Annotated in this window: 13 protein-coding genes; 2 read left to right on the top strand and 11 right to left on the bottom strand. The window is 51.5% G+C overall.

All coding sequences use genetic code 11. The features are described from left to right. Positions 1-20: 20 nt before the first annotated feature. Together ruvA and DXA74_RS00170 are read right to left on the bottom strand one after the other, a co-directional pair. Positions 21-623: a Holliday junction branch migration protein RuvA gene (ruvA, locus tag DXA74_RS00175; protein WP_118524816.1), complete on the bottom strand. Its 603-nt coding sequence runs from the start codon at positions 621-623 to the stop codon at positions 21-23. 138 nt (positions 624-761) lie between these two features. Further along, positions 762-2,195, bottom strand: coding sequence for a CCA tRNA nucleotidyltransferase (locus tag DXA74_RS00170; protein ID WP_118524815.1), 1,434 nt, complete (start codon positions 2,193-2,195; stop codon positions 762-764). A 109-nt stretch (positions 2,196-2,304) separates the two neighbouring features. Between DXA74_RS00170 and DXA74_RS00165 the strand changes: the two genes are divergently transcribed. Further along, positions 2,305-2,748: a hypothetical protein gene (locus tag DXA74_RS00165; RefSeq protein WP_147400987.1), complete on the top strand. Its 444-nt coding sequence runs from the start codon at positions 2,305-2,307 to the stop codon at positions 2,746-2,748. A gap of 17 nt (positions 2,749-2,765) precedes the next feature. Here DXA74_RS00165 and DXA74_RS00160 read toward each other — a convergent pair whose 3' ends face one another. The 9 genes from DXA74_RS00160 to tsaB form a co-directional block, all read right to left on the bottom strand. Continuing rightward, positions 2,766-2,945: a DUF4250 domain-containing protein gene (locus DXA74_RS00160; RefSeq protein ID WP_199666043.1), complete on the bottom strand. Its 180-nt coding sequence runs from the start codon at positions 2,943-2,945 to the stop codon at positions 2,766-2,768. 29 nt (positions 2,946-2,974) lie between these two features. Continuing rightward, positions 2,975-3,595, bottom strand: a complete 621-nt coding sequence (locus DXA74_RS00155; RefSeq protein WP_118524812.1) for a lysine exporter LysO family protein — start codon at positions 3,593-3,595, stop codon at positions 2,975-2,977. Next, complete coding sequence (locus DXA74_RS00150) at positions 3,585-3,869, bottom strand: LysO family transporter (protein ID WP_118524811.1); 285 nt, start codon at positions 3,867-3,869, stop codon at positions 3,585-3,587. The genes DXA74_RS00155 and DXA74_RS00150 overlap by 11 nt, the downstream gene beginning before the upstream one ends. Before the next feature lie 277 nt (positions 3,870-4,146). Next, positions 4,147-5,547 (bottom strand): RIP metalloprotease RseP, encoded by a 1,401-nt coding sequence (gene rseP, locus DXA74_RS00145; protein WP_118524810.1) that lies wholly within the window; start codon positions 5,545-5,547, stop codon positions 4,147-4,149. A gap of 51 nt (positions 5,548-5,598) precedes the next feature. Beyond that, positions 5,599-6,768: a 1-deoxy-D-xylulose-5-phosphate reductoisomerase gene (locus DXA74_RS00140; RefSeq protein ID WP_118524809.1), complete on the bottom strand. Its 1,170-nt coding sequence runs from the start codon at positions 6,766-6,768 to the stop codon at positions 5,599-5,601. Next, complete coding sequence (gene rimM, locus DXA74_RS00135) at positions 6,743-7,288, bottom strand: ribosome maturation factor RimM (protein ID WP_118524808.1); 546 nt, start codon at positions 7,286-7,288, stop codon at positions 6,743-6,745. The genes DXA74_RS00140 and rimM overlap by 26 nt, the downstream gene beginning before the upstream one ends. After that, positions 7,288-8,595 carry a UDP-N-acetylglucosamine 1-carboxyvinyltransferase gene (gene murA, locus DXA74_RS00130; RefSeq protein ID WP_118524807.1) on the bottom strand — a complete coding sequence of 436 codons (1,308 nt, stop codon included), beginning with the start codon at positions 8,593-8,595 and terminating at the stop codon, positions 7,288-7,290. Before murA ends, rimM begins: the two co-directional genes overlap by 1 nt. Before the next feature lie 19 nt (positions 8,596-8,614). Next, entirely contained in the window at positions 8,615-9,229 is a 615-nt protein-coding gene (locus DXA74_RS00125) for a DUF4290 domain-containing protein (RefSeq protein ID WP_118524957.1), read from the bottom strand. 4 nt (positions 9,230-9,233) lie between these two features. After that, a complete protein-coding gene (gene tsaB, locus DXA74_RS00120; protein WP_118524806.1) occupies positions 9,234-9,926 on the bottom strand; it encodes a tRNA (adenosine(37)-N6)-threonylcarbamoyltransferase complex dimerization subunit type 1 TsaB in 693 nt (230 codons plus the stop codon). Between the two features lie 86 nt (positions 9,927-10,012). Here tsaB and DXA74_RS00115 point away from each other — a divergent pair, with 86 nt between their 5' ends. Further along, on the top strand, positions 10,013-10,888 hold the full coding sequence (locus tag DXA74_RS00115) for a YicC/YloC family endoribonuclease (protein WP_118524805.1): 876 nt from the start codon (positions 10,013-10,015) through the stop codon (positions 10,886-10,888). The last annotated feature ends 10 nt before the right edge of the window (positions 10,889-10,898 follow it).

The raw sequence follows: 10,898 nt of genomic DNA, 5'->3' as shown, positions 1-10,898 counted from the left end.
TTCTGACGTTTATCCGAATCCTAGAGGCGTTTGAGTGCCAGTTTGATTACCTGTTCCACAGGCAATTCCGGTTCTTCTTTGAGAATAGCACTGACCACCTTGTGTGTCGGTGCCGGCGGAAATCCCAGCATACCCAGAGCAGCCAGAGCCTCATCGAACACCTCTTTGTTGGCAAGCTCTTCCTTTTTCTTTCCGGGCAGGGCCGTCGGAACAGCTCCTTCCACTGCCACAATCTTGTCCTTCAGGTCCACAATGATGCGCTGTGCCGTTTTCAGTCCGATACCCTTCACGGTTTTCAGCACCTTTTCGTTGCCGGTACTGATCACTTCATACAGCTCGGCCGGAGACAGTGCCGACAAAATCATGCGCGCCGTATTGCCTCCAATGCCCGAAACACTGATGAGCTGCACAAATAGCTCGCGTTCCAGTTTTGAAGCAAAACCGAACAACTGATGCGCATCCTCGCGAATCGCTTCATAGATCCACAGTTTCACCTCCTTTTTCCCCTGAATTTCAGAAAAAGTGTTGAGTGAGATGCTGATGCCATAGCCCACTCCGTGACAGTCCACCACAGCCTGGGCAGGAGTCACCTCGGCCAGCTCACCCTTTATATATTCAATCATAATTTATCAACTTTACTGGTATGTTATTTTCTTATAAACGTATTTTCCCGTGCAATATTGTGTTGCTTTACAAAATTAATGAAAAGCAAGCCCCGTTTTTCAGGAACTTGCTTTCCGTTTATCATTTATATCCATAGGTTACTTTTTGGGTTCCAGTCCCATTTCACGTGCCCGCTCCAGCATAAAAGCATAAGCCGGATCATGCTCATTGGGCACCACTCCGTCCAGAATGGCATCCTTGATGGCACTTTTCAGCAGACCGATTTCACGGCACGGCTGCAGATCGAACACCTCCATAATCTCCTCACCCGTCACCGGAGGCTGGAAATTACGGATACGGTCGCGCTCTTCCAGATCCACCAGTTTGCGGCGCACCAGCTTGAAATTGTCCAGAAAACGCTGCTTGCGCTGCACATTGCGCGAAGTGATATCCGCCTCACACAACATCATCAGGTCTTCGATGTCATCCCCTGCCTCAAAGAGCAGACGGCGCACAGCCGAATCAGTCACCTCATCATCGGCAATGACGATAGGGCGCATGTGCAGCCCCACCAGTTTCTGCACATATTTCATTTTCTCATTCATCGGCAGCTTCATTTTGCGGAAAATCTCCGGTACCATCTTGGCTCCGATAAAGTTATGGTTCTTGAAGGTCCAGCCCACTCCCGGCTCATAGCGTTTGGTGCGCGGCTTTCCGATATCGTGCAGCAGGGCCGCCCAGCGGAGCCACAGATTGTCGCTCACCGCCGCCAGATTGTCCACGACCTGCAGGGTGTGATAGAAATTATCCTTGTGCGACTTGCCCTGAATGGTGTCTACTCCCTCCATAGCGGCCAGTTCCGGAAAAATCAGCGGCAGCAGTCCGCAGCGCTGCAGTTCCACAAAACCCTTAGAAGGGGTGCGCGTCATCATAATCTTGTTCAGCTCGTCGGCAATCCGTTCGCGCGAAATGATTTTGATGCGTTCCTTATTCCGTTCCAGAGCCTCAAAAGTCTCGTCGTCGATATAGAAATTCAGCTGAGTGGCAAAACGCACGCAGCGCATCATGCGCAGCGGGTCATCACTGAAAGTAATGTCCGGATCGAGCGGTGTCCGGATCAGGCGGTCTTCCATATCCCACACGCCGTCAAACGGATCCACCAGTTCGCCAAATCGGTCCCTATTCAGGCATACCGCCAGCGCATTGATGGTAAAGTCACGGCGGTTCTGGTCATCTTCCAGTGTACCGTCTTCCACAACCGGTTTGCGCGAGTCGTGCGAGTAGCTTTCCTTACGTGCCCCCACAAACTCCACCTCCATGCCGTGATATTTCAGCTGAGCCGTTCCGAAGTTCCGGAACACCGACACATGTGCGCCCCGGCCCAACTTGGCACCCAGAGCCTCGGCCAGCGCGATGCCGCTGCCCACAACCACCACGTCAATGTCTTTCGACGGGCGTTCCAGGAACAGGTCACGCACGTAACCGCCCACTACATAGCATTCCAGTCCCAGCTCATCAGCCGTCTGACCGATCAGATGGAACACCTTTTTATCCAATAATTTTATCAGGTCTTCCTTAGAAAGATTTCTCATGTTTGTTTATTCTACATAAAAGCATGCAAATTTAGTATTTTTTACCCGTAGAACACGCCCCATCAAACAAAAAATGGTATTTTTGTGGCAAAAGGAAAACTTAAACATTATGAAAAAAATCATCCCCCTAGCTCTGGCATGCCTCCTTGCAGGCGCCTGCAGTTCAGAAAAGAAAGATCCGAACCTCGAAGCCGCCCCGATGCTGGATGCGGCCCGCACCCTGATGCAGAACAAGAATTATGACGCAGCCCGCGACACCGTGCAGGCCATGCGCGAAAAATATCCTACCGCCTTCGACGCACGCCGTCAGGGTATTCTGGTGATGGACAGCATTGAACTGCTTCAGGCACAAGACTCTCTGGCAGTGCTCGACGCAATCTTCCAGAAAGAGAACCGCAAGCTCGATTCCATATCCCGTCAGAACAACCGAGGCAAGAACTCCCCTTTCTATGATCAGAAAAACAAAGTATTCTATCTGCGCCAGAATCTGGACGAGATGAGTGCCAAGGTGAAGTTCTTCCTGAGAAAAATAGAAGAGGACCAGAAATCCTAGTCCTCTTCCCTAACCGATTACCAAAATTTGTTGGCTGCCAGATTATATTCAAATCCCACTTCGGCCAACCGTTTTTCCAATTCGCTTCGATCCACCTGCATGTCCTCGCAAAGGGCATCCAGGTCTGGATAGAAGTCACGTAATTTCATATTAATGAATCCCATCAATACCATGGGGTCCTGAGGCATCTGATCCATAATCTTATCTTTTTATACTATATCAAACACTACATTTTACAGAATAAAGATACGAAGAAAGGCACACTGATATTGATTAATATTCCGTGCATCACCGCAATCGGAATAGCCTCCTTTCCCGAATATTTACTGATAGAAGCCAGCAGAATGTCTGCCGAACCGATTCCGGCGGCAGAGATCGGTGCCAGCCGACCGAAGAACCGGTAAATCAACGGTGCTCCGATAAGTGCGGCCATTTCCCGGAAGATATTGGCCAGCAAGGCAATGGTACCAAGCTCGGTCGCCAACTGCATGCCCAGACTGGGCGCCTTCAGCTGTGTGATGAGCACCGACGACACCGAGTAATAGGCAAAACCGCTGCCCACAGCCATACAATCGAAGATGCTCCACCGACTGAGGATGAAACCGGCCACCGCCGAAAACAGGAAGGTACCCGAAACCGTGGCTATCGGCACCAGCAGCACTTTCAGATTAATACTCTTGGCAAAGCCTTTCAGATCCTGATTGCATCCCAGATTGATTCCCAACAGAATCATCAGTACATAGAGCACATACACCGAAAGTTCATGAATATCAAAATCCACATTATAATACACGCCACACGTACATCCCAACAGGAAAAACAGTAAAATAGCAAGACTACCCTTCATAATCCCCTCCTTTCTTGAAAAAGAACTGATACACCAGCAGGGCAGCCACAGAACTTCCCAGCATACTGAGTCCGGCAATCAAAGCAGCCTGTTCGCAGAAATATTTCAGATTACCCATAATCAGTCTGTTTGTCCCGATAGAGAAGCCCAGAATAAAGAGCAGGAAACAAATGACTATCTGAATGAGGGAAGTTACCTTATGAATTTTAGACACACAGCGAAAACGGTAGCCGACAACAGCTCCCGAAGCCATCAAAAAAAGAAAAATGAACATGAAAAATTAATATATAGTTTAATATTCGATTTACCATAAATATTTTATACCCGTATTAAGTCTACAGATATAAAATCATGGCACATTCGTAAAATTAAAAGATCGCATAGACCAGATTATTTTCATATTCAACCGATTATTTTCTTCTCCTATTTTTTAGCGGCTGCAAAGATACGATTTTTCCTCGGATTTACATGCACTCCCCAAATAAAAAAGTTCCGATACTGCATGAAACAGCTATCGGAACCTTTCTAAATCCTTGAATAAAATCTATATCCTACAAGAGGAACTTGACAATATCATTATAGCAGGCCAGAAGCATCAGTCCCATCAACAGGGCCAGACCCACCATCTGGGCACGCTCCATAAACTTCTGGCTGGGCGGACGGCGCATGATCATCTCGGCAATGAGGAAGAGCACATGACCGCCGTCGAGCGCCGGAATAGGCAGGATATTCATCACGGCGAGCATCAGGCTCAGAAACGCGGTAATCTCCCAGAAGCTCTGCCAGTCCCAAGTGGCCGGGAAAATGCTGCCGATGGTACCGAAGCTACCCACATTCTTCACACCCTCGGAGGTGAACATATACTTCAAATCGCTCACATAGCCCGAAAGCACGGTCATACCGTGGGATATTCCGGCCGGGAAGCTCTCCCAGAAACCGTATTCATTATGAGCCAGCGTGCAGTAGTCGAACAGGCTTTTCTTCACGATACCCAGCATATAGTCTTTGGAGAGTTGCAAGGTAACCGTATCGGCCACAGCCGATCCTTCGGCCTGGAACACCACCTGCATCTGACGCAGACGGGCACTGTCGGCCGGAGTGCATCCGGCAGCCAGCACATCGGATTTCTTGGCCATCAGATAATCAAAATCGCTCCAGGTAGTTACAGCAGTACCGTCTACCGCCAGAATGCGATCGCCCTTCTTAATGCCAGCCTCTGCGGCAGGCAGACCGGGCAGCACGGAATCAATGACGGAAGGTACTACAGGAGCCATGAACGGGGGCTGCTCCTTGAGCATCTTCAACAGATCGAGTTCTTCGGTGAGCTGAATATCGAGGGCACGGCCGTCGCGCTCCACCGTTATGGTCTGTGCCTCGGACAGTGTGCGGTACACATTGGCATCCCAGCGTTCGAAAGGAACCCCATCGGCAGCCAGCAGACGGTCGCCGTCGCGGAAGCCCAGCTTCTCGGCCTGCTCGTTAAACTGAAAGCCCATAGTCAGCTGCTTCATAGGCAGGTATTCCTCGCCCCAGGCAAACAGTACCATGGAATAGATGAACAGGGCCAGCAGGAAATTGACCAACACACCGCCAATCATAATGAACAGGCGCTGCCAGGCGGGCTTGGCACGAAATTCCCAGGGCTGCACCGGCTGTTTCATCTGCTCGGTGTCCATGCTCTCGTCGATCATGCCGGCAATCTTGACATAACCGCCAAAAGGCAACCAGCCCACACCATATTCCGTCTCGTTTTTCTTCAGTTTCGGAAATATGCGCGTAATCCACTTGTCCTTGGTGCTGAACAGGTGGAAGTAGGGATCAAAGAACAGATAGAACTTCTCCACTTTCACCTTGAAAAGCTTGGAGAAGAAGAAATGCCCTCCCTCATGCAGAATCACCAGTATCGACAGGGACAGGATCAGCTGGAGGGCCTTGATTAACGCAGTATCCATAAATCTTTTATATAATAAGGTATAAATGTTTTAATTCAACAATCGGAGGATTTACAGCCATCCGCTTACTAAAGCACGGGTTTCGGCATCGGTCTGCAAATAGTCTTCAAGCGTTGGCTCGGCAATGTAGGACATGCGGCTCATGGCCTGCTCCATCAGATCGCTCATCTGCAGGAAGCCCACACGGTCTTCCAGGAAAGCACGGTTCACCACCTCATTGGCAGCGTTCAGGATACAAGGCATGTTACCGCCGCGGCGCATGGCTTCGTAGGCCAAAGCCAGATTGCGGAAACGCTCGGTGTCGGGACGCTCGAAAGTGAGCGGAGAAGCCTGACAGAAGTCCAGACGGTCAAATGAACTGTGCAAGCGCTCGGGATAGGAGAATGCCAGCTGAATGGGCACCCGCATATCGGGCACACCCAACTGGGCCTTTACGGCTCCGTCGGCAAACTGCACGGCACTGTGCACCACCGACTGCGGATGTACCACCACCTCGATTTGCTCCGGCGTGAGGTCGAACAGCCATTTGGCCTCGATTACCTCAAAACCTTTGTTCATCATCGAAGCGGAATCGATGGTGATTTTGGCACCCATCTCCCAGTTGGGGTGTTTCAGAGCCTGTTCTTTGGTGACATGCTGCAACTGCTCCCGGGTAAAGGTGCGGAACGGACCGCCCGAAGCGGTCAGGATGATTTTCTCAATCGGACTGTGCTCGCCCATCAGACACTGGAAGATGGCTGAATGCTCCGAATCTACCGGAATGATGGCAGCGCGATGACGCAAGGCCAGCTCGGTAATCAAAGCTCCGGCCACGACCAGAGTTTCCTTGTTGGCCAGAGCAATGGTCTTGTGCGCTTCTATGGCACTGATCGTAGGACGCAGACCAGCAAAGCCCACCATGGCGGTGAGCACAATGTCGATGGCCTGCTCACGCACCACCTGACAGATGGCATCGGCACCGGCATAAACCTTGATCGGCAGGTCGGACAGAGCCTCCTGCACCTGGGCATACTTGGCCTCATTGGCCACGACTACCGTTTCGGGACGGAACTCGCGGGCCTGCCGGATGAGCAGGTCGGCATTATTGTTGGCTGTAAGCACATAGGCTTCATAAAGATCGGCATGCTCGCGAATCACCTCGAGTGCCTGGGTGCCGATAGAACCGGTTGACCCCAACAGAGCAATCTTCTTTTTCTTATTCTCCATCAAAATCTGTTTCATAAAGATTAGACAATCCGTCGGGCAGACACACATAAATCATATTTCCGTCGTGGTCTATGTCCCGAATGAATTCCTCATGGGCGGGAACCAGAAAATCTCGCCCGTCGGGGCGCTTGATTTCAAAAAGCACATTCACCGTCGATTCGTCAACCGATTCGACAGTACCCAGATAACCGGCCTGTTCGTCGGTCACCCCGAATCCTACAAAATAGCTCCAGGAATAGATCTGGTCTTCGGACTCTCCGGCCAATGCCTTGGGGAAGAACACTTCCACACCGGCCATCCGACGGGCTTCTTCCTCGGTATCAATATCCTCGAACTTGACCAAAGCCGTGGAACGGCTCTTGAAGCGGTACTCTTCCAGAAAGAAAGGTACCAAAATGCCGTCCATGCGGCAAATCAGATAGTCGGTATCCACCCGATCGAAGATATCATCGGTAAAGCTCAGGCACAACTCACCGGCCACACCGTGTGTCTTCGTCAGGACACCTATTTTATATACTTCGTTGTCGCGTATCATCAGTCCATACGTTTTATGTTTGCACCCAAAGCATTCAGACGGGCCTCGATGTCTTCGTAACCGCGGTCGATCTGCTCGATATTGTGAATGCGACTGACACCTTCGGCACTCATCGCGGCAATAAGCAGAGCAATACCGGCACGGATATCGGGTGAGGTCATCTTACCGGCGCGCAGCTTCATCTGCTTGTCGTGGCCTACCACCACCGCACGGTGCGGGTCGCAGAGGATGATCTGGGCGCCCATGTCGATCAGCTTGTCCACAAAGAACAGACGGCTCTCGAACATCTTCTGATGGATGAGCACGGAGCCTTTGGCCTGTGTGGCGACCACCAGCAGCACGCTCAGCAGGTCGGGCGTCAGTCCCGGCCAGGGGGCATCGCTGATAGTCATGAACGAACCGTCAATGAACGACTCGATTTCATAATGTTCCTGTTCGGGGATGAACAGGTCGTCGCCTTCGCGGATAATTTCGATACCCAGACGACGATAGGTGTCGGGAATGATTCCCAGATGCTCGAAAGCCACATTCTTGATGCGGATGCCGGCACCGACCATAGCGGCCATACCGATAAAGCTGCCCACCTCAATCATATCGGGCAGAATGGTATGCTCCGCACCGCTCAGCGTGGTCACGCCGTCGATGGTCAGCAGGTTGGAGCCTACCCCACCGATACGGGCACCCATAGCGTTCAGCAGTTTGCAGAGCTGCTGGATATAGGGTTCGCAGGCTGCATTGTAGATGGTGGTGCGGCCCTCGGCCAGCACCGCGGCCATAATGATATTGGCCGTACCGGTTACAGAAGCCTCATCGAGCAGCATATAAGCGCCCCGCAGCTTTTCGGCACGGATCTGGAACACGCCCTTCACGGCATCGTAGATAAACTCGGCACCCAGTTTCTGCATACCCAGGAAGTGAGTATCCAGACGGCGGCGTCCGATCTGGTCGCCTCCGGGCTTGGCTACCATCGCCTTGCCGAAGCGGGCCAGCAGCGGACCGATCAGCATCACACTACCGCGCAGCTTGGAGCAGCGCGCCAGAAACTCGTCGGTCTGCAGATAGTCGATATTTACCTGATCCGCCTGGAAGGAATAAGTGCCGGGAGCTTGCTTTTCCACCTTCACGCCAATATCGCGCAACAGCTGAATCTGGTTGTTTACGTCGGTAATGTCCGGAAGATTCCGGATGATGACTTTCTCCGAAGTGAGCAGCACGGCGCAAAGCACCTGCAATGCTTCGTTCTTGGCGCCCTGAGGCACAATCTCGCCCGAGAGCTTTCTTCCGCCTTCAATTACGAATGAAGCCATATCTTAAAAGTATCTTGTTTTAGTTTCTTTTTCGGTTGTTCTTTCTCTGCACACGCATGCCCATCGCCGCTCCACCGCTCAGAGAACGGGTCTGCACAGAAGCGAAGTGGAATTTCTCCAGATCGAGCTGCACCTTGCCGTCGGTATAGTAGGCAATGTCGTCTGCCACCTTCTCCTCGTCCATTCCGTCCTTGTTCCAGTTATAGAGACTCTGCTTCATCTGATTGGCCACCAATCGGATCAGGGCATCACGTTCGGGACCGTCTTCCATATCCTTGAGTTTCTTGAGCAGGCTCTCCAGAAGATAACCGTAATGACGGTAGCGGATGCGCTTCATGGGATAGGCCATCGGTTTGGGCTTGGCATGAAGCGTGGCCTCCGGCGTAATCTCATAAGGATAGTCTATATCCAACTGATAATTGGACATGGCTGCCAGATGATCCCACAGCTTATGGTTGAAATCGGACACATCGCGCAGATGCGGAAACATGTTTCCCATAATGGAAACAATGGTATTGGCACAGCGCTGGCGCTCCTCGCGGTCCTCCAGAGTCAGGGCATAGTCTACCATGTTCTGAATGCCACGGCCATACTCCGGCAACGGGAGTTTTTTGCGTCGGGTATTATATTCCATCATGTTATAACAGTTTTTTAGGGGTTGAAGCAACAAATTCTTTCAGATAGAAAGGCTCGAAATAGGCCACATCCTCATAGCTCTCGAGGGCCATCTTCTTCTCGGCCAGCGGGAACATGTTCCGAGCCAGCGGCTGGATATCAGGCAGGAAATGAGCATTAGGATGCACAATGGTGTCCTGACACTTGGCCGCTCCGTCGCCGAAGAAATACACCGGATGATCGGCCAGGAACTCTGCGTAGGACTGGCTGTCGATAATGTCGGCACCCACCGGACGCACGGCACGCAGGGCACGGTCGTAAACCGCCGAGTAAACTTCCATACGGCGGGCATCAATCATCGGCACCAGCAGGGCATCTTCGGGCAAATCGTCGTGATAGAGCAGCACCGGCACACACAGCAGTTCAAGGGTGGGGATAGACAGCAACTTCACATTGCGGCCATAGCAAATGCCCTTGGCCATGGACACCCCGATGCGCAGACCGGTATAGGAACCGGGACCGCAACTCACGGCCACCGCATCCAGAGGCATGGCATGACTGTCGGCAAACGACAGGGCCTCATCCACAAAACTTCCTAACAATACGGCGTGCGACGGACCTTCGAAATCCGCTTTCTCAAATACATTCGCGCCGTCTTCACTCACGGCCACGGAACAAACCCGTGTGCTGGTTTCAATATGCAGAATACAAGACATATTTTATTTTTACTTTTTATTAATTCGCAAAAATACAATTTTCTGCTTGCATTTTTGTAATTTTGCACAAAATCATTTGTTAAATTATGATACAGTCAATGACAGGTTACGGCAAAGCTACAGCCGTATATAACGGAAAGAAAATAAACATAGAAATCAAATCGCTCAACAGTAAGGCACTCGATCTGTCTACCCGAATCGCATCGCTCTACCGCGAAAAGGAAATCGAAATCCGGGCACTCATCGCCGCTACTCTGGAGCGCGGAAAAGTGGACTTCAGCCTGTGGGTGGAGAAGGACGAGAACCTGAGTGCCACCCCCATCAACGCTGCTATACTGGAAAACTACTACAAGCAGATCCAGACCATCAGCACCGAGCGCAACATCCCGCTGCCCAATGACTGGTTCGCTACCCTGCTGCGCATGCCGGATGTGCTGACACGCGCCGAGGTGGAGGAACTCAGCGACGAGGAATGGGCCGCCGTGAAGAAGGGCATCGAAGAAGCACTTCAGAAACTGGTGGACTTCCGCAAGCAGGAAGGAGCCGCTCTCTACAAAAAGTTCTCGGAGAAACTGGAAAATATCGGCGCCCTGCTGCAGAGCATCGAGCCTTATGAGAAAAGCCGTACCGAAAAAATCCGCCAGCGCATCATTGACGGACTGAACTCCATTCCGGAAGTGGAATACGACCGCAACCGTCTGGAGCAGGAAATGATTTACTACATTGAGAAACTGGACATCAACGAGGAGAAACAGCGCCTGGCCAACCACCTGAAATATTTCAAGGAAACCATGGATCAGGGTCACGGACAGGGCAAGAAGCTGGGATTCATCGCCCAGGAAATGGGACGCGAAATCAACACTACCGGCAGCAAGAGCAACCAGGCTGAAATGCAGCAGATTGTGGTGAAGATGAAGGATGAACTGGAGCAGATCAAAGAACAGGTTCTGAACGTGATGTAACCCTAACGAA

Origin of the sequence: Bacteroides sp. OF04-15BH, from assembly GCF_003477995.1 — a bacterium.
Classification (GTDB): Bacteria; Bacteroidota; Bacteroidia; order Bacteroidales; family Bacteroidaceae; genus Paraprevotella.
Note: the sequence above shows the minus strand (reverse complement) of the source record. Positions and strands in the feature narration are given on the sequence as shown.

Coding starts and splice junctions, on each gene's coding strand:
- DXA74_RS00165 (WP_147400987.1), top strand. CDS start 2,305: ATGAAAAAAATCATCCCCCTAGCTCTGGCATGCCTCCTTGCAGGCGCC.
- DXA74_RS00115 (WP_118524805.1), top strand. CDS start 10,013: ATGATACAGTCAATGACAGGTTACGGCAAAGCTACAGCCGTATATAAC.
- DXA74_RS00155 (WP_118524812.1), bottom strand. CDS start 3,595: ATGAAGGGTAGTCTTGCTATTTTACTGTTTTTCCTGTTGGGATGTACG.
- tsaB (WP_118524806.1), bottom strand. CDS start 9,926: ATGTCTTGTATTCTGCATATTGAAACCAGCACACGGGTTTGTTCCGTG.
- DXA74_RS00140 (WP_118524809.1), bottom strand. CDS start 6,768: ATGAAACAGATTTTGATGGAGAATAAGAAAAAGAAGATTGCTCTGTTG.
- murA (WP_118524807.1), bottom strand. CDS start 8,595: ATGGCTTCATTCGTAATTGAAGGCGGAAGAAAGCTCTCGGGCGAGATT.
- DXA74_RS00125 (WP_118524957.1), bottom strand. CDS start 9,229: ATGGAATATAATACCCGACGCAAAAAACTCCCGTTGCCGGAGTATGGC.
- rimM (WP_118524808.1), bottom strand. CDS start 7,288: ATGATACGCGACAACGAAGTATATAAAATAGGTGTCCTGACGAAGACA.
- DXA74_RS00160 (WP_199666043.1), bottom strand. CDS start 2,945: ATGGATCAGATGCCTCAGGACCCCATGGTATTGATGGGATTCATTAAT.
- ruvA (WP_118524816.1), bottom strand. CDS start 623: ATGATTGAATATATAAAGGGTGAGCTGGCCGAGGTGACTCCTGCCCAG.
- rseP (WP_118524810.1), bottom strand. CDS start 5,547: ATGGATACTGCGTTAATCAAGGCCCTCCAGCTGATCCTGTCCCTGTCG.
- DXA74_RS00150 (WP_118524811.1), bottom strand. CDS start 3,869: ATGTTCATTTTTCTTTTTTTGATGGCTTCGGGAGCTGTTGTCGGCTAC.
- DXA74_RS00170 (WP_118524815.1), bottom strand. CDS start 2,195: ATGAGAAATCTTTCTAAGGAAGACCTGATAAAATTATTGGATAAAAAG.